Consider the following 17720-nt stretch of genomic DNA (forward strand, 5'->3'; position numbering starts at 1 on the left):
AGCACAGAGCGCGGAAAACCCCGGCATGGCATAAGAGGGGCGTCCGGCTATTTCATCAGACTTAGTCTGCCTATTCCATCCGCAGAGGCACCCTGCCCGCAGCAAGAAGGCGCTCAGATGGCGTTTGATTTCACGGAAGCCGAAATTCAGCGATATTCCCGCCATATTCTCCTGCCTGAGGTCGGTGGGACTGGTCAGGCGGCTCTGAAGGCCGCATCCGTTCTGGTGGTGGGGGCTGGCGGACTTGGTTCTCCCTCAGCCCTGTATCTGGCGGCCGCGGGGGTCGGGCGCATCGGGCTGGTGGATGATGATGCAGTCGAACTCTCCAATCTTCAGCGCCAGATTCTCCACACAACGCAATCTGTCGGCACGCCCAAGGTGGAGTCCGCCCGGGCGCGGCTGGAGGCCCTGAATCCGGGCATTGTGCTGGAAACATGGCCCATGCGGCTGACAGCGGAGACGGTGGATGATCTGGTTAGCCGGTATGATCTGGTCTGTGATGGCTGCGATAACTTCACGACGCGCTATCTGGTGAACGCCGCTTGTGTGCGGGCAGGCAAGCCGCTGGTTTCTGCTGCCGTGCAGCGGTTTGAAGGACAGTTATCCACCTTCCATCCTGCGCGGGGCGGGCCGTGCTACCACTGCCTCTACCCGCAGACTGATGGTTTAGCAGATGGGCTGAGTTGTGGTGAGGCGGGTGTGTTTGGCGCGGTGACCGGCGTGATGGGCACCTTGCAGGCCACAGAGGCTTTGAAGGACTTGCTTGGGCTTGGCACATCACTGGTCGGGCGGCTGCTGATGTGGGATGCTCTGAGCACACGTTTTACAACCATCACCCTGCAACGGGACCCGACATGCCCCGTATGCGGGGCCGTGAACCGGGAGATATCCGATGGCTGACTTATCTGGAAACGCAGGCGGGGTTTTTGCTGGCTCCTCCACCCCTTCCGTAACACCGTCTGGCCGCACTGGTTTTTCCCCTGCTGTGGCCGCATCCGCTTTCCCGCCATGTGACTTGGCATTGATGATTGTGGAAGCCCGCTATGAGCGCATTCATGCGGCTCTGATGCTGGCCGCCACATCCTGCGCGCTGGGGCAGAGTGTGGTGCTGTTTGGTATGGGCGCGGGTGTGGCGGCGTTTTGTGCCAGATGGGAGGGGCTGGAAGATGGCACGCACGCAGACTGGCGCACTGCTGCCGGTGTGGCGGGGCTGGATGACCTGCGGACCGCCCTGCTGGAAATGGATGCGACGCTGATGGTATGCGACTCCGGGTTAAAGACTATGGGTCTTTCCGCCGGGGCTCTGGCTGAGGGCGTGGGAGTTGTGGGCCTGCCTACGTTTCTGGACAGGGCGGGCGCTGCGCGGATGGCGGTTTTCTAAAAACCGCTTGCCCCCGCGTTTCTCTCTTGGCAGGGATGCAGGCATGATGTTCACATTGCCTCTGACCTTCCGGTTCCGACTGCTGTCCTGCTTGGCAGGGTGCGCGGTCGCTCTGTCTGGCGCGGTTGCTGCTGAAAAAAAGCCCACCGCGCACAAGCACCACGCACACCACGCTGAAGCGGGCCATACTGCTGCCAAAAAGAAAGCAGCGGACAAACCCGCTACCAAAAAGGCCGCTGCGGCGGACGGCGGACGTGCGCATCATCATCCTCACCATGAGAGTGCCAGCAAAGCGCACCATGCCGCAGGGCAGGCCGCTCATGGGTCCGCTAAGCGCAAAGCTGCAACCGCTGCCGCCGGTGTTGCTGCCGGAGCCGCAGCAGGTGCCGCAGCCGACCAGCCCGTGCCGCCGCCAGCCACCGCAACGCCCCCAGAACCACCGAAAGGCACTGTGACGGGCCTGCCGTTGCCCCGCTATGCCGCGCTGCGCTCTGATGAGGTGAATATGCGGGCCGGTCCGGGCCGCCGCTTCCCCATTCTCTGGGTTTATCACCGCCGTGGCATGCCTATGCGCATTGAACGCGAATTTGATGTCTGGCGTCTGGTGGAAGATTCCACCGGCCAGAAAGGCTGGATTCAGCAGGCGACGCTGGCTGGCGGACGGGACTTCCTCGTACCGGGAGAACCGCCGGGTGATGAAGCACCGCTTGAAATCAAACTCGATAAAAACGGTAATAAAGAGCAGGCCTCCGGCCATATGGACACGCGCGTTGTAGAAACGCTGCCGACCCCTGCGGATGCCAAGAGCGTGACGGGCGGTGTTGTCATGCACAGCATGGCCAGCAACGATGCGCCTGCGGTTGCTGTTTTGAAACCCGGCTCTGTGGGATCTGTTAAAGAGTGTGCGGCTGGGTCCGAATGGTGCAAGGTCTCGGTCAAGAATTATACCGGCTGGGTTCCCCGTAGTGCGATCTGGGGCGTGGATGCAGAGGAAGTGATCTCTCCCTCCTGAACCCTGCGACGGTCACGTAAGGAGAAGGATTGATTATGCCGACTGCAAACGCGCTTATCTGCCGGACCAAGATTGTTGCAACCCTTGGCCCGGCTTCCAGCGATTACGAGACAATCCGGGATCTGGCTGTGGCCGGGGCGGATGTGTTTCGCTTCAACTTCTCCCACGGTACGCATGAAGACCACGCTGCCCGCCACGCCATTGTGCGGCGGGTTGAGGCCGAACTGGGTGAGCCGATTGGCATTCTGGCCGATATGCAGGGCCCCAAGCTGCGGGTGGGCGTTTTTGCGGATGGCCGGGTGACGTTGAAACCCGGCGCGCCCTTCCGGTTTGACCTGTCAGACGTGCCGGGGGATGAAACCCGTGTTTGCCTGCCGCACCCGGAAATTATCTCTGTGGCCAAACCCGGCAGCCGCCTGCTGATGGATGACGGCAAGCTGGCAGTGGTGGTGAATGCCGTCGGCCCGGACTGGCTGGATGCTACGGTCGATGTTGGCGGTGTGCTCTCCAACCATAAGGGTGTGAACGTGCCGGACGTGGCACTGCCCATTCCGGCTTTGACGGAAAAGGACCGGCGGGATCTGGCATTTGCGCTCAATCTGGGCGTGGAGTATGTCGCGCTGTCCTTCGTGCAGCGGCCAGAGGATGTGAGCGAGGCCCGCGCATTGGTGGGGGATCGCGCCAGCCTGCTGGTCAAGCTGGAAAAACCGCAGGCCATCGACAATCTGGACGCCATTCTGGAACTGACGGACGCCGTGATGGTCGCCCGTGGGGATCTGGGCGTGGAACTTCCGCCAGAAAACGTGCCGCTTGTGCAAAAGCGCATCATCCGTCTGGCTCGCCGCCTTGGGAAGCCGGTTGTGGTGGCCACACAGATGCTGGAAAGCATGATTTCCGCCCCTACACCCACTCGCGCGGAAGCCTCTGATGTGGCGACGGCGGTGTTTGATGGCGCGGATGCGGTCATGCTTTCTGCTGAATCTGCTGCCGGGCAGTATCCGCGTGAGGCGGTTCGCATCATGAACCGCATTATCTGGCGTATTGAGCAGGATGCGGAATGGCAGAGCATGATGGCGCGAGCCCGCATGGCTCCGGAAGATTATGTGGCGGACGCCATTGCCGGGGCGGCGCAGCAGGTGGCCGATACCCTCAAGGCTCCAGCGATTGTGGCCTATACCCACCGGGGGGCCACGGCCTTCCGCATTGCGCGGGAGCGGCCGTCCTGCCCCATTCTGGGCATTACCCCCACGCACGAGGCCGGACGACGCATGGCGCTGGTCTGGGGTGTGCGGGCCTTTGTGAATGAAGGTCGGCAGGTGATGAACGTGGAGGATATGGTGGACTCCGCGCTGGATGTCGTGCGCCGCGCCAGAATAGGCAGTTCCGGCAATTCCATTGTGATTGCCGCTGGGGTGCCGTTTGGGGTGAGTGGTTCCACCAACACGCTGCGGGTTGCCAAAATTCCCTAAGCCACAATTCCGTGAGTATGTGCCCGGCATGTCCGTTCTCCGGGTGGACATGTCACCCGAGGGATGACACTGGAAACGGACACGTAAAGCGCACCCGTCAGGCGTGCGCCGGATGAGGCAGGAGCGCAGACATCATGGCTAAGGCAGTAAGCCGCAACACAGTACCGCGCCGTGCGGTTTTGCAGGGTCTTGCCAGTGTTCCGGCAGGGGTTGCGGCGTTATCCAGCCTTGCACAAGCAGCAGACCGTGGGGTTGTGGCTCCGCCACAGCCAGAAACAACGCGCCCGGCGGATGTGACCACCACCCCGCCCCGCCAATGGGGGCCGGGAGCACCGCCAGCCTACGCGCCGGACCCTGATGTTATTGTGATTGACCGCACCTTCCGCGATCTACTGTTCAGTGCTGGGACCATCCATAGGGTGTGGGACAAGGGAACGTGGCTGGAAGGACCGGCATGGTCTGCTGAGGGCCGGTATCTCCTGCTGAGTGATACGGTAACAAGCCGCCAGTACCGCTATTTGTGGGAAACGGGGGACGTCTCGGTCTTCCGCCCGGAATCCTACCATTCCAACGGCAATACCTTTGATTATCAAGGCCGCCTGATTTCCTGCGAGCACTTCCTCCGCCGCGTGGTCCGTTGGGAGCATGATGGGTCTGTGCGCGTGTTGGCTGACCGATATGAAGGTCATGCCCTCAATTCCCCCAATGATGTGGTCGCTCACCCGGACGGCAGCATCTGGTTTACAGACCCCGGCTACGGCGATGGCTTTACGGAAGGTCACGCGGATGAACCGGGTGGGGAGGCCAATCCAGATGGTCGTATCCGCTGGCGGATTGGAGAAGAACTGACGGGCGAGCTTGGCGGAGCCAAGCGGCAGGCGGACCATACGTTCCGCATTGATCCGTCAGGCCGAATTGAATGCGTGCTGACGCAGGAGCAACTTCCTAACCCCAACGGGCTGTGCTTCTCTCCAGATCATTCTCGCCTTTATGTTATTTCCTCCGGCAAGCAACCCGGTGGCCATGGGCATGATGGAGATCAGGCGGTCCATGTGTATGATGTGCACAAGGATAACACGCTCTCCAACCCGCGCCTGTTTACCAACATGCATTTTCAGGGTGTGCAGATGGGGCCGGATGGGATGAAGGCCGATATTTTCGGCAATCTCTGGTGCGGGGCTAGCGGCCCGCTCGGGCTATGCGGCGTGTTTGTGTTTAACCCGGAAGGCCAGTTGATTGGCCGCATCCGTCTGCCGCATGGTGTCTCTAACCTCACCTTTGGCGGCCCGAAGCGGAACTGGTTGTTTATGTGCGCGGGGGAATCTCTCTACCGCCTTCAGGTCAACACGCAAGGGGCGGGGGCTGCCTGAAGGGGCATCAAGTAGCACAGTTACCTAGGGCGCATTTAAGACCCGTTGGCGGAGAGGATGCTCTGCACAGACCAGATGCCCGGCTGGCCGGGAGTGACTTCCCCCGTTTTATAGAACCGCACAACCGTCTCTTTCATTGGCTTGTCCAGCCGCGTGACGGAAGCCGGAGTGCTGGTTGTGGTCTCATTATAAGAGGTGGAATGACGGCCTGTTTTTGTTACGGTTCCGGTGGTGGAGGATGTCGCGGCGTTCTGCACGTAAGTAGGGCGGTAGCCGTGCTTGTCATCCAGAATCTGGAAATACTGAAAGCCGCGTTGCTGGCCAGTAATCGCGGCCTGCATGAAAACTTTATGGGTTACGCTGGCAAGATCATCAAAAGAAGACCCTTTGCCAGAGATGATTGCGGTGCGTTCATCCAGCATTTCTGTATGCGCACTCAGGCATCCTGAGAGAGAACACAATAAAAAAATAGGAAAAAGGAATTTCTTCATGGAATTTCTCTAAGAGTGCAAAGATCATTTTTCAATAGATGCAAATTTTACCGTTTTTGTGGTGCTGTGCAAGAGAGGCTCCGAGAGCATGCTCAGGCTCTATTTTTCAAAAAGAGTGGTAGTAGCGTAAACAACCCGCAGGCGCAGGAAACGAAAAGCGGCAGGCCGCTGGCGGGAGAAAACGCCATGGAGGAGCCAGCCATGCCCGGTCCGGCAAAAGAGCCGAGCCCCCATGCCAGTGAGGTCGTGGCGTACACGGATACAAGGTCCCCACCAGAAAACCGGCTGCCCACCACGGACATTGCAACAGTATAAAGGGCTGCAAACAGGCCATCCCACACGAACAGAAGCGGGTAGGCCAGCGCTGGGGTGGTAATGGCCGCAGGCCAGAGCAAAGCGCCAAGCGTTGAGGCTGTGCCAAGGCCAATCAGCACCGCCCGTGGGTTTTTTAGCCGGTCGGCCAGCCAGCCCAGCGGGGTTTGTAGCACAATAGCACCCAACAGCATGACGGAGAGAAGCAGCGTTGCCTGTCGCTCTGTCCAGCCCATATGCAGCGCGTATAATGGTAGAAAGGCGGAACTGGCTGCTTCCAGCATAGCCATGAGCAGAGTGACGCAAATGGCTATGGGGGCAAGGCTGATATAGCGCCACAGGCTGCTATGGGCGGGGTGTTCTGGTTTGGGCGCGTGCATCCACGGCATGCTGACCAGCGTAAAAGCCCCCATTACAAAGACGCAGCAAATGGCAAACGGGGCCATGCCGTGTCGCCCTACAAGTGTGAGCAGCACCGGGCCGGTAGCAAAACCGGCGGAAAGCATGGCGCTGTATAGCCCCATTGTGCGGGTGCGCGTGCTGTCATCCGTGCTTTGATTCAGCCAGCTTTCTGACATGATGAGCATGCTTTCCGTCGCCACCCCCAACACCAGCCGGAGCGGGAACCAGAACCAGATGGATGGAACCAGTGGGAACAGCACAAGAGTGGCCGCCGTGCAGGCCAGCGCGGCCAGCAGAACTTTGCGCGGCCCGGCCCATCCCGCCAACCGGGGCAGAAAAGGCGCGATGCCGAGCACACCCACGCCATGCATCATGGCCAGCGCGGCGATGATATGCGGCCCATAGCCGTGGTCCAGCAGGGAAAAAGTGAGCAGTGGTGTGCTGAGTCCATAGGTCAGGCCGAAAATCATCCCGACAGAAACTAGCGACAGGACGGGCAGACGGGAAACAACGGGGGAAGAGGCGGAAGAGGACAAGAGCAGGCCAGACAATGGTGAAAGAAAAGCAAGTGCGCAGCGTGTACGGAGAGTGTGCGCAGGGAATGTGCATAGAGAGCGCGCACCGGGAATATGTTTGAATAGCAGAATTCTGTCAGCAGATGGGTTTTTACGATTGTCTTCCTGTTTTGATGGTTTCACTAATAAAATATATTGCGAATAATTCGCAGTTGCGTTTTATGGGATGATTATTCACAAAGTCTGGAGGGCAGGCAATGACGAGGACATATAAGGCGTATCTCACGCCCGTATCCGTTGCGGGGGTTCTCTTTTTTTCCACTCATGCGCTGGGGGCATCAGTGGATGCGCCGCATGATGACGGGGAGAAACTCTCAAAGCGCACGAGTAAACGCCAGAAAGGAGAGGTCCAGAAAGCAGAAGCACAGCCCGCCAAACCGGTTACTGGTGTGGCGGCGACGGACGAAGAACGGCTGACGGTGACAGGCCATGGCTTTAACACCATGCATGACACGCTGGGACTTTCCCGCATGCCGCAGGATGTGATGCACACGCCGCAGAATATCAACGTGGTGCCGCAGGCCCTCATGCGGCAGCAGAATGTAAAGTCTCTGGATGAAGCACTGCGGAACGTGCCGGGCGTGACGTCCTCCATTGGGGAGGGCGCGGGCGGCATGAACGGGGATCAGTTTCTGATCCGTGGCTTTCAGGCGCAGAACGATATTTATGAAGATGGTTTAAGGGATTTTGGCGTTTATTCCCGCGATTCCTTCAATTTTGACTCTGTTTCCGTCATTAAAGGTCCGTCCTCGGAAGTGTTTGGCAATGGCACCACGGGCGGTGCGATTAACATGGTGACCAAAACGCCCGGCTTGCAGAACCATTATGGCAGTGAATTTACGGGCGGTTCCGGCAGTTACTATCGTGGCACGCTGGATATTAACCAGAAGCTGGACAGCACAACGGCTTTCCGCCTGACAGGCATGGGGGATGAACATAATGTTGTCGGCCGGGACTTCATTTATTCGCACCGCTGGGGCATTGCGCCATCTCTCGCGTTTGGTCTGGGCAAGCGCGCAACACTAGTGCTGCACTATATGCACCAGCAGGAAAACTCCGTGCCAGATTTTGGCGTGCCGGTTGTGACCAAACCCGGTGCCGCTTATGGCATGCCGATTACGGAATATGGTGTGAAGCGGACCAACTGGTATGGGACGAATAATGACCAGAATGCCACGAACGACAATATGGAAACAGCCCGCTTCACCTATAAGGTGAACGACCATATTACTGTTTATGATGATCTGCGCGGCGGCCAGTATTACCGCACTTTTGCGGCGTCCAAAGCGACGTGTGACACAACCTGTGTCAATAATTATTTCAATGGAGACCCGGCAGCGGCCCTTGTGGCCCGCTCTGGGCCGAGCGGTGCCGGTAAGGGTACGGGGCCGGGCACTTATATGGCGCCGCTGCCGTATGAGCAGACAAGCTGGTCCGTGCAGAATGTGGCCTCCATAGTGGCGAATTTTAACACGGGGTTTCTGCGGCACCAGCTTGTGGCCGGGTTTGATATTGAACGTGTGAATGACGTGCGCTCACAATCGACCTATCTGAATCCCAAACCTTATGCGAGCCTCATCAACCCCAATCCGTATGTCGGGAATCTCAACCTTGTGCCGGGGGATAGTAATCCGGCAGGGTTAGTTTCTCTGGGTGCGCTGCATGCAAAAGATCATAGTAGCGGCTATGGGTTTGATACCGGCCTGTTCCTGTTTGACCAGATCTGGCTGACAGAGTGGCTTTCTGTGAAAGGTGGGTTCCGCTGGGACCGTTGGCAGACAAGTTACAATCTGACAGGGGGAGATGTTGCGAAAAATCCTGATAGCCACTTTCATAATGTCAGCAGCGTGTTTAACCCTAATGTCAGTCTTGTAGCGACACCGGATGAGCACCAGACTTATTATTTCACATGGGCAAGCTCCACAACGCCGATGGGGATGTATGTAACAAACGGCTCTGTTCCCATTCGCCCCGGCACGAACTCCTTTGCGAGCCCAGAAAAATCTCAGCTTTACGAACTTGGTGCGAAATACAGCCTGTTTCATGACCGGATTGGTGCAACAGCATCCCTGTTCCGGTTAGATAAAGGTAATGCCGTAAACGCGGACCCTGTAACGGGTGAGGTGCAGGGCTCTTCTGACCGGCAGCGCAATCAGGGCTTGGAACTGTCCGTAGGCGGTATCATCCTGCCGGGCTGGAACGTGACGGCGACCTACGCCCTGTATGATAGCGACACGACCTATTCCGCCACCAAAGAAAATCGTGGCAAGAATATTCAGTATGTTCCGCATAATCAGGCGACGTTGTGGTCTGTTTATAACGCATTTGCGCACACGCCCTACAATATCTCGTTTGGGGGCGGAATCACGTGGCGGCAGCATGTGTGGCTGAATGCGGCCAACACGCTGCGGGTTCCGGCCAATCTGGATTTCAGCGCGGTGATTTCCCACCGCTTTGACAAGCACTGGAAAATCTCCATGAACGGCTACAACCTTGCCAATCGCCTGAACTATCAGAGCCTGTTTTCCAACCGTGCAACGCCCTCCGCGGGCAGAATGTTTCTGGGGGAAGTCAGTTTTACATACTGAGAATTACCTGATGTGCTCCTGAATCCATGAAAGGATGAGCGCACTTACAGACTGTTCCATCCCGTAATAGCCATGTGCCGAGAGCGAACTACAGGGCTTTGCGGGGTGGCCGGGGCCGCCGCTGACAGAGCGGATCTGGACGCTGGGAGCCTGTGTCATGGCCTGCGCAATGTGCGCGGCCATGAGTGGGGAGGCCACCGGGCAGGCATCCTGCTGATTGGCGATAATCAGCACGGGCACACGGACATTGTGCGGCTGCGCGTCAAACACCGTTTCCGTGCTCACATGCCCCGGCAGAGAGACAGTTTCTGTCAAAACCAGCCCGGCAATGAGCTCCGCCGGTGCGCGGGCTGCGCCGTTGGTGGCTGCAATGGTGCCCTGACTTGTTCCAATCAGAAAAACTGGCGCGTGAAACTGCGCGTGGGCGTAGTGGGCTAGAGTGTCCACAAGTGCGCCATAGGCTGGGGAACTTCGCCTTCCGCGTAAGCTGGCATGGTTAAGTGTGTCCGGCACCAGCACGGCAAAACCGTGCGCAACCCAGTCTGTCCGCATCCGTAAAAGAAAATTCTGAGCGTGGCGCAGCGTGCCGTCGCGTCGTATGCCGATATCTCCTGTGCCGCCGGGGAGTAGGAGCAAGGTGGCGCGCGGGTTACTGGGGCCGGTCATTAGAACCCGTTGTGTCATGCCGTCCTGTAGGGGCAAATCCACCACGGTGCTCTGGATCGGCGGCGCGGCGTGCTCAGGTGCTGCTTGAGAGAACGCGGCGGGAAACAGCCCGAGAAATAGAGCGGTAAACGAGGCTATAGTTGATCGGTCCAAGAGCCATAAAGACCGTCGCAGTCTCGGCTTCATGGCCGGAGCAATCTGGCCTCTGGCGCTCAGTGACACCCGCCTTTTTTGCCGTCACAATTTTTGCAGGCCCCACAGCCAGTGCGAAGGCCGCCGGGGGTCGCGAGGCGTTCCGCACGCCTACGCAGGCCGGTGAAATGCTGGGTATTGCGTAGCAGTCCTGCCAGTGTGCGCCAGAAGGGCACAAGGGTGGCGGGAGCCAGCTTTTGCAACCAGTAGGCCGCGCAGACAAGCACGATCAGGGTCACGAGGATAATCTGTGTCACAGGTGTCCTCCTATTATCAGCCGCGGGGTGTTAGCCGGTGAAGAAGAGGGTAATGCGGTACGTCAGGAAAGAAGCCAGATAGGCCAGCCCGAACAGGTAGGCTATGGAAACCCAGACCAGCCGCCAAGACCCGGTTTCTCTCCGGATGACAGCCAGTGTGGCAAAACACTGCGGCGCATACACATACCATGCCAGCAAAGAGAAAGCGGTTGCAAGACTCCAGTGAGCCGAGAGCAGCGGGGCAAGCTGGGTCGCTGTGTCATTTTCCGAAGCACCCACGGAATAGACCGTCGCCAGCCCGCTGACCGCGACTTCTCGTGCGGCCAGACCGGGGATGAGAGCCACACAGATCTGCCAGTTAAAGCCGATAAAGGCGAAGAGCGGCAGCATGAGGTGGCCGATATGGCCCGCGAGACTCCAGTCGATTGCCGGTCCGGTGGCTCCCGCAGGCGGGCTGGGGAAGCTGGACAGCGCCCACATGATGACGCTGAGTGTGACGATGATGGTGCCCACGCGGGAGAGGAAAATCCGCGCCCGCTGCCACAGTTCAATAGCCAGACTTTGCAGGCCGGGCACGCGGTAGCTGGGCAGTTCCATCAGTAACGGGTGCTCGGTCGCATCCCTTTTTTTCAGCACCCGGGCGACGGCCAGAGCACTCAGCACACCTGCGGCATACAGAACAAACAGCACCAGACCGTGCAGATTGAACACCCCAAGCACCGTGCGGGACGGCACAAAGGCTCCAATCAGCAGCGCATAAACCGGCAGGCGGGCGGAGCACGTCATCAGCGGGGCGATGAGGATGGTCACCATCCGGTCTCGCGGGTTCTGGATGGTGCGCGTGGACATAATGCCCGGCACCGCGCAGGCAAAACTGGACAGCAGCGGGATGAAGGATCGCCCGCTGAGCCCGGCGGACGCCATCAGCTTATCCAGCATGAAGGCGGCGCGGGGGAGGTAACCGGATTCTTCCAGCGCCAGAATCCACAAAAAGAGGATGAGGATTTGCGGCAGGAAGACCACCACGGTCCCGGCCCCGGCAATCACGCCCTCCACAATCAGGCTGCGTAGAATGCCTTCGGGCAGTAAGGAGCCGACTAGTGCGCCAAGCTGGTCCATGGCGCTTTGCAGCAGGTCCATAAAAGGCTGCGCCCAAGAAAATACCGCCTGAAACATAATAAACAGGAGTGCCAGCAGAATGATCATGCCCCACACCGGATGCATGACCCAGCGGTCTAGCCGGGCATCCAGTTGCGGGTGGCGGTCCGTTGCGCGGCGTACGCAAAGCGCCATTAGACGGCGGATTTCCGCGTGGAGATCAGCATCGTCAGGAAGGGGCGGCGGAGGGGGCTGGATGGGGTTGTCCAGCGCGCGCAGAACTTTCGCGGCCCCACCCCGTCTGACACCAATGGCCGTTACAACTGGAATACCCAGTTCCGCCTGTAAACGCGGAACATCTATTTCAAGCCCCTGACTGCGCACCGCGTCAATCATGTTGAGCACCAGAAGCATGGGGCGGCCAAGCTGGCGCAGTTCCAGCGCAAAGCGCAGATGCAGGCGCAGATTGGTGGCGGCCACAACACTTATCAGCAGGTCTGGCGCGGGTTCACCTTTATAAATGCCACGGCAGACATCACGGGTAACGGCTTCATCCGGGCTGGTGGCGTTCAGGCTATAGGTGCCCGGCAGGTCCAGAATCTGCACGACGCGGCCAGAGGCAGTAGTCAGGCGGCCCGCTTTGCGCTCCACCGTCACGCCAGCATAGTTCGCTACCTTCTGGCGGCTGCCGGTCAACTGGTTGAAAAGGGCGGTCTTGCCGCAGTTGGGGTTGCCAACCAGTGCAACGCGCTGCGGGAGGGGCGTGGTCATGGGCGCTCCGTTTGGGCAGGGGGCGCTGTATGCAGGGCCGGGTCCAGTGCGTCCAGCGTGTGGCCGGAGTCCTGCCGGGGTTGCATGACAACCCGTGCAGCTTCCGAGCGGCGGAGGGCAAAGCGGGTAAAGCCGATTTCCACGGCCATCGGGTCTCCCCCAAAGGGACCAAAGGCCACAACTTTCACAGGTTCTCCGGGCACAAAGCCGAATTCTTCCAACCGCCGGGCAATGGGGTCTGCCGGGGTTACAGGGGCAACGTGGTCAATAATGCCCTGACATTCAAGGGGAAGCTCGTTCAGGCGCACGGTTGCATGGTCCTGTTATAGCGGGTGGACAGAAAGGATGTTGAGAGTGATCCTTAATTCCATTTAGCCCTGCTGTCCAATACCAAGCCACTGTGATCAGGGTTGCTGAAATGCTCTGGCTGGCGGCGCGGAGGCTGCATGGCATGGAAGAGTTGCGGACCTTGAGAGGATTTTACGTGCAATATTCCGCGCTGGCGATTATCAACGGGCCAGTGAACTTATAGACCGTGACGAACCGCCCCGACAAAAAGACCGTCGGCGGCGGCACAGCGCGTAGGGAAATCAGGCCTTTTCATGGATATCCGCAATATCGCCATCATTGCTCACGTCGATCATGGCAAGACGACTCTCGTTGATGAACTGCTGAAACAGTCTGGCTCGTTCCATGAACATCAGCACGTTGCTGAGCGTGCGATGGACAGCAATGATCTGGAACGTGAGCGTGGTATTACCATTCTTGCCAAATGCACGTCCGTTGTCTGGAAAGACACGCGCATCAACATTATCGACACACCCGGACACGCCGACTTCGGCGGGGAAGTGGAACGTATTCTGAGCATGGTGGACGGCGCTGTGGTGCTGGTCGACTCTGCTGAAGGCGCTCTGCCGCAGACCAAGTTTGTGGTTGGCAAGGCTCTGGCCCGTGGCCTGCGTCCGATTGTTGTGGTCAACAAGATTGACCGTGGCGATGCCCGCCCGGACGAAGTGCATAACGAAATTTTTGATCTGTTCGCTGCCCTCGGCGCGAATGATGCACAGCTTGATTTCCCCATGCTGTACGCCTCTGGCCGTCAGGGCTGGGCCGATGTGGAGCTTGATGGTCCGCGTAAAGACCTCGCCCCGATGTTCGACCTTATCCTGAAGCATGTTCCGGCTCCGGCACTGGACAAGGACAAGCCGTTCGCCATGACGGCGACCATCCTTGAGAATGACAACTTCCTCGGCCGTGTGCTGACAGGCCGTGTTGAACAGGGCCGTGCCCGCGTTAACATGCCGGTTAAGGTGCTGCGCGCCGATGGCTCCGTGGTGGAAACGGGCCGTCTGACCAAGCTGCTGTCCTTCCGTGGTCTGGAACGCGTGGGCGTGGAAGAAGTGGAAGCGGGTGACATTGTGGCCGTGGCCGGTCTGTCCGAAGCCACCATTCCTGACACGATCGCAGCTCCTGAAGTGACCGAGCCGCTGCTTGCTATTCCGGTTGACCCGCCGACGCTGTCCATGACTTTCCGCCTGAACGATGGCCCGCTGGGTGGCCGTGAAGGCAAAAAGGTGACGTCTCGCCAGATTCGTGACCGTCTGTTCAAGGAAACGGAAAGCAACATCGCCATTCGTGTTTCCGAAAGCCCGGAAAGCGAAGCGTTTGAAGTGGCTGGCCGTGGTGAATTGCAGCTTGGCGTGCTGATTGAAACCATGCGCCGTGAAGGTTTTGAGCTGACCATTGGCCGTCCTCGCGTGCTGTTCCGCACGAACGAGGAAACCGGTGAGCGCGAAGAGCCGTACGAAGAAGTCACCATTGACGTGGACGAGCCCTATTCCGGCGTGGTTGTGGAGAAAATGTCTCTGCGTAAAGGCCAGATGCAGGACATGCGCCCCTCCGGTGGCGACAAGGTGCGTCTGACCTTCATCATCCCGTCCCGCGGGCTGATTGGCTATCATGGTGAATTCCTGACCGACACGCGCGGCACGGGCATCATGAACCGTCTGTTCCATGGTTATCAGCCCTACGCTGGCAGCATTGAAGGCCGCCGCAATGGCTCTCTGATCTCCGCGGAAGACGGCAACACCACGACGTACTCCCTGTTTTCCCTGCAGGACCGTGGCACACTGTTTGTTGATGCAGGCGAGAAAGTCTATGTCGGCATGATTATCGGTGAGCATTCTCGTGAAAACGATCTGGAAGTGAACGGCGTTCGCGAAAAGAAGCTGACCAACATGCGTGCGTCCGGTAAGGACGACGCCCTGTTCCTGACACCCCCGCGCCGGATGTCTCTGGAACAGGCGATTGCCTACATTGAAGATGACGAACTGGTGGAAGTAACCCCCTCCGCTATTCGTCTGCGTAAGCGCTACCTTGACCCCAACGAACGCAAAAAGCGTGAACGCTCAGGCGATAAAGCCTGATCTTTCCGCATTGCGGCGTTAAAGATGTGTATCCCTGCCATGCCGGTCTGCCCTTAAGGGTGTGCTGGCAGGGGTCTTCTCCTTCCGGCTCAGGCGGGAAGGAGAGGACGCATCCCGGCAGACCATTCCTTGCCCATGACGTAGAAAACGGCTCTTTTTCAGCCTGATTTTTCTGCTTTTGCCGGGTTCAGAAAATCCTGAAAAACAATATGGCGAGATAAAGGTTTGCGGGTGTCAGGCCCACGGCAACCTGCTGGTATTTCAGAATTTTAATCCGAGACGTGAAAGAGCTGCCATGCTATCAAAGCTGCCAGCCAGACGGATGCAGCTCGTCATACGGACATCTGGCGCACTGGTCTGGACCTCTGACGTCTCAGACATTTTTGGAGACATACTTATGATTTCTCGTCGCCTTCTCGCAGTTCTGTCCACCGTCGCTCTGATGGGGGCCGCTGCTCCGTCCTTCGCTCAGGAAGCTCCTGCTGCTCCCGCTGCCCCGGCTGCTCCTTCTGCTGAAGCCCCCGCTGCTCCTGCCGCTCCCTCCGCTGAAAGCGCAGCACCTGCTGCTCCGGAAGCTGCTGGTGAAGAAGGCTCCAAGAAGAAGCACCACGGCAAGCACCACCATGGCAAACATCACCATGGCAAGAACGGCAAGAAAGCTGCCGCTCCGGCTGCTGACGAAACGTCTGCTCAGTAATCCGAGCATACAACGGAATACCGGCACGGGGCCTTCGGGCCTTGCGTCAGGAAAAAAGGGCCGGGGGATTGTTCCTCCGGCCCTTTTTCTTTGGGGTTTTCCGGATGTTAGGGGACTGTTTTTGCTGCGTGAGCCGGTCGTCTGAGAGGAGGAGAGGCGAGTGGAAAGAGGCCTTGATCCGTTTAGAGACCGTGCAAAACTTCGCTTCTCTTATCGAAGCGACGAGTGAATGAAAATATTTTCTATAGATAAGGAAAATGTATGGATAAATAGCAGAACGCTTTGTGATCATTTCTGGTTTCTATGCTGCTGCACATGTCACACAGTCCCTAATTCTGACTCTGATCGGAGTTTTGTTAGCCTTACTCTTGACGGTCGATGAAGCCGTGCGAGCCTCTGCACTCCTTCTTACTGTCTACACAGGAGCGGACGAACTACGTCAGCAGGAAAAGCGGAATGTTTCTCCCAGTCTCACCCGCGTCTGAAACGTGCGGAGACATAGGGGGTGGGCGTCCAACTCAAGTCCGCGACCCACGGCCATGTTGGTTTGCGGCGATGGTTGCCGATATGCAGGATGTCCTGATCAATCGCTCCGGGGGAGAGGGCCATCAGGGCTGGGTTGGCGAGGGCTTTCATGGTCGGGTGCAGGTAGCCGCATTTCAGCACCACAATATGGAATTGCGCCGGGTCCACGCCCAGATCGCGGAAGGATTCCGCAGAGTGATACAGGCGGCGTCGGGCCGAGAGGGTGGCGGTAATGCCGTCAAACTCAATCACAGCCTCGCCATCTTCGGGCCGGGTGACGGGGGCTAGGTGCTTGACGACGGCATTTTTGACATGGACCGGCTGGCACATGGCCGGGTCCAAGGTTGCGCCGAGGGACAGGGGAAGCGTGGCGCCTACCCCTGCCTTGTAACAGGCCTTTGTGGCGGGGCGGTCGGTCATGCCGCCCAGCAGCACATTTCTCGCCTTCGCTTTTAACAGCGCCTGAAGGAAAAAGGTTTGGTCGGAATTGCCACCTCCGCCCGGATTGTCCCCAGAATCTGAAATGACAACCGGATGGGTGGGAGAAGCCATGGCGCGGGAGAGGCATTCCTCAATGGTCCCGGTCGGGCTGCCAAATTTGAACTCGTGCCGCGCGTTCCAGTAGCGATTGGCAAGTTCTGTTACAATGCGCGTTTGCTCCTCACGATTCGTGCCGGTTGCCACAACAGACGCGGCCGCCCGAGGCTCATCCGCCCAAACATACCCCACCAGTTGCGAGACATCGAGAATGCCCGGCAGACGATTATACTCGCTCAGGTCTGCCCAGAGCCGTCGCCCCGGTTCCCACTCCGTGCTGCTCTGCTCACCCGGCAGCAGGACAGGAATGTTGGCCCACACAATGCCCGGGCGCAGGCCGTAGCGTAGGCAGTGCGTGAGCATGTCTGCGGCGCGCATCACATTTTCAACCCGGTCCACATGAGGGGCGGTGCGGTAGGCTGTCATGGCGTCCAGCGTGTCCACTGCCCGGCGGCTCAGATTGCCGTGCAGGTCATAATAGGCGGAAATCAAACAGTCTGGCCCGACGACAGCGCGGGTGGCTTCGTACCAGTCTCCCTCAGCGTCATCCATACCGTCCACGTTCAGAGCGCCGTGCATCATCAGGTAAACCCCGTCCAGAGGAAGGAGTTTTTTCAAACGCTCTAGATAGTCCGCTTTCAAGGTTTCGTAAGTTTTCCGCTCGACGGGGCCACCGGAGGGGGCTGTGGCTTCCAGTGTGGGCAGGAAGGGAACGTCATACCGCAGCAAGGGGAGGGAGAGCGGGGCTTCAAAAATCTCCTGCCCCCGCCGCACAGTAAAATCTTCCAGCCGGGCGCGAATACGGCTGTAGGTACTGCATTCCGAGGCAATGCCACCAACCGCCAGTCTCGGTGTGCCGCGAAAGGCGGGTACTAGCCCGGCAGCGTTTGCCGCACCCGTAAACGTTGGCAGACCAGCAAGAATGCTTGCCGGAAGCATTGTGAGAATCAG

General features: G+C 58.7%; 15 protein-coding genes. 8 read left to right on the forward strand and 7 right to left on the reverse strand.

Going from position 1 to position 17720, the window contains the following annotated elements; genetic code table 11:
- Positions 1 to 117: 117 nt before the first annotated feature.
- From AD949_RS04960 to AD949_RS04980, 5 genes are all read left to right on the forward strand, one after another.
- Complete coding sequence (locus tag AD949_RS04960) at positions 118 to 900, forward strand: HesA/MoeB/ThiF family protein (protein WP_048835851.1); 783 nt, start codon at positions 118 to 120, stop codon at positions 898 to 900.
- Positions 893 to 1381, forward strand: a complete 489-nt coding sequence (locus tag AD949_RS04965; RefSeq protein WP_048835850.1) for a DsrE family protein — start codon at positions 893 to 895, stop codon at positions 1379 to 1381. The genes AD949_RS04960 and AD949_RS04965 overlap by 8 nt, the downstream gene beginning before the upstream one ends.
- A 43-nt stretch (positions 1382 to 1424) precedes the next feature.
- Positions 1425 to 2393, forward strand: coding sequence for an SH3 domain-containing protein (locus tag AD949_RS04970; RefSeq protein ID WP_048835849.1), 969 nt, complete (start codon positions 1425 to 1427; stop codon positions 2391 to 2393).
- Positions 2394 to 2428: 35 nt separating this feature from the next.
- Complete coding sequence (pyk, locus tag AD949_RS04975; protein WP_048835848.1) at positions 2429 to 3862, forward strand: pyruvate kinase; 1434 nt, start codon at positions 2429 to 2431, stop codon at positions 3860 to 3862.
- 134 nt (positions 3863 to 3996) lie between these two features.
- Positions 3997 to 5232, forward strand: a complete 1236-nt coding sequence (locus tag AD949_RS04980; RefSeq protein ID WP_048835847.1) for an SMP-30/gluconolactonase/LRE family protein — start codon at positions 3997 to 3999, stop codon at positions 5230 to 5232.
- 35 nt (positions 5233 to 5267) lie between these two features.
- On the opposite strand, the gene AD949_RS04985 is transcribed toward AD949_RS04980, so the two are convergent.
- Positions 5268 to 5654, reverse strand: a complete 387-nt coding sequence (locus AD949_RS04985; protein WP_048835846.1) for a hypothetical protein — start codon at positions 5652 to 5654, stop codon at positions 5268 to 5270.
- 161 nt (positions 5655 to 5815) lie between these two features.
- Complete coding sequence (locus AD949_RS04990; protein WP_244463369.1) at positions 5816 to 6973, reverse strand: MFS transporter; 1158 nt, start codon at positions 6971 to 6973, stop codon at positions 5816 to 5818.
- A gap of 236 nt (positions 6974 to 7209) precedes the next feature.
- Between AD949_RS04990 and AD949_RS04995 the strand changes: the two genes are divergently transcribed.
- Positions 7210 to 9600 (forward strand): TonB-dependent receptor, encoded by a 2391-nt coding sequence (locus AD949_RS04995; RefSeq protein ID WP_244463368.1) that lies wholly within the window; start codon positions 7210 to 7212, stop codon positions 9598 to 9600.
- A 3-nt stretch (positions 9601 to 9603) separates the two neighbouring features.
- On the opposite strand, the gene AD949_RS05000 is transcribed toward AD949_RS04995, so the two are convergent.
- Genes AD949_RS05000 through AD949_RS05015 form a run of 4 tightly spaced genes read right to left on the reverse strand, consistent with a single transcriptional unit; the run spans position 9604 to position 12892 of the window.
- A complete protein-coding gene (locus AD949_RS05000) occupies positions 9604 to 10419 on the reverse strand; it encodes an alpha/beta hydrolase (RefSeq protein WP_244463367.1) in 816 nt (271 codons plus the stop codon).
- Positions 10420 to 10478: 59 nt separating this feature from the next.
- Positions 10479 to 10715, reverse strand: a complete 237-nt coding sequence (locus AD949_RS05005; RefSeq protein ID WP_048835845.1) for a DUF6587 family protein — start codon at positions 10713 to 10715, stop codon at positions 10479 to 10481.
- Positions 10716 to 10745: 30 nt separating this feature from the next.
- Complete coding sequence (gene feoB / locus AD949_RS05010; protein WP_048835844.1) at positions 10746 to 12584, reverse strand: ferrous iron transport protein B; 1839 nt, start codon at positions 12582 to 12584, stop codon at positions 10746 to 10748.
- Positions 12581 to 12892 (reverse strand): FeoA family protein, encoded by a 312-nt coding sequence (locus AD949_RS05015; RefSeq protein ID WP_048835843.1) that lies wholly within the window; start codon positions 12890 to 12892, stop codon positions 12581 to 12583. Before AD949_RS05015 ends, feoB begins: the two co-directional genes overlap by 4 nt.
- Positions 12893 to 13186: 294 nt before the next feature.
- Between AD949_RS05015 and typA the strand changes: the two genes are divergently transcribed.
- Positions 13187 to 15010 (forward strand): translational GTPase TypA, encoded by a 1824-nt coding sequence (gene typA / locus AD949_RS05020; RefSeq protein ID WP_048835842.1) that lies wholly within the window; start codon positions 13187 to 13189, stop codon positions 15008 to 15010.
- A 397-nt stretch (positions 15011 to 15407) separates the two neighbouring features.
- On the forward strand, positions 15408 to 15707 hold the full coding sequence (locus AD949_RS05025; RefSeq protein WP_048835910.1) for a hypothetical protein: 300 nt from the start codon (positions 15408 to 15410) through the stop codon (positions 15705 to 15707).
- 471 nt (positions 15708 to 16178) lie between these two features.
- On the opposite strand, the gene AD949_RS05035 is transcribed toward AD949_RS05025, so the two are convergent.
- Positions 16179 to 17708, reverse strand: coding sequence for a M81 family metallopeptidase (locus AD949_RS05035; RefSeq protein ID WP_096430338.1), 1530 nt, complete (start codon positions 17706 to 17708; stop codon positions 16179 to 16181).
- Positions 17709 to 17720: the final 12 nt, after the last annotated feature.

It is taken from the genome of Acetobacter orleanensis (genome assembly GCF_001581005.1).
Classification (GTDB): Bacteria; Pseudomonadota; Alphaproteobacteria; order Acetobacterales; family Acetobacteraceae; genus Acetobacter; species Acetobacter orleanensis.

What these genes read in the sequence shown, in the direction of transcription:
- AD949_RS04980 (WP_048835847.1), top strand. Translation starts at nt 3,997, where the DNA reads ATGGCTAAGGCAGTAAGCCGCAACACAGTACCGCGCCGTGCGGTTTTG.
- AD949_RS04965 (WP_048835850.1), top strand. Translation starts at nt 893, where the DNA reads ATGGCTGACTTATCTGGAAACGCAGGCGGGGTTTTTGCTGGCTCCTCC.
- AD949_RS04985 (WP_048835846.1), bottom strand. Translation starts at nt 5,654, where the DNA reads ATGCTGGATGAACGCACCGCAATCATCTCTGGCAAAGGGTCTTCTTTT.
- pyk (WP_048835848.1), top strand. Translation starts at nt 2,429, where the DNA reads ATGCCGACTGCAAACGCGCTTATCTGCCGGACCAAGATTGTTGCAACC.
- AD949_RS04995 (WP_244463368.1), top strand. Translation starts at nt 7,210, where the DNA reads ATGACGAGGACATATAAGGCGTATCTCACGCCCGTATCCGTTGCGGGG.
- AD949_RS04970 (WP_048835849.1), top strand. Translation starts at nt 1,425, where the DNA reads ATGATGTTCACATTGCCTCTGACCTTCCGGTTCCGACTGCTGTCCTGC.
- feoB (WP_048835844.1), bottom strand. Translation starts at nt 12,584, where the DNA reads ATGACCACGCCCCTCCCGCAGCGCGTTGCACTGGTTGGCAACCCCAAC.
- typA (WP_048835842.1), top strand. Translation starts at nt 13,187, where the DNA reads ATGGATATCCGCAATATCGCCATCATTGCTCACGTCGATCATGGCAAG.
- AD949_RS04960 (WP_048835851.1), top strand. Translation starts at nt 118, where the DNA reads ATGGCGTTTGATTTCACGGAAGCCGAAATTCAGCGATATTCCCGCCAT.
- AD949_RS05035 (WP_096430338.1), bottom strand. Translation starts at nt 17,708, where the DNA reads ATGCTTCCGGCAAGCATTCTTGCTGGTCTGCCAACGTTTACGGGTGCG.
- AD949_RS05025 (WP_048835910.1), top strand. Translation starts at nt 15,408, where the DNA reads ATGATTTCTCGTCGCCTTCTCGCAGTTCTGTCCACCGTCGCTCTGATG.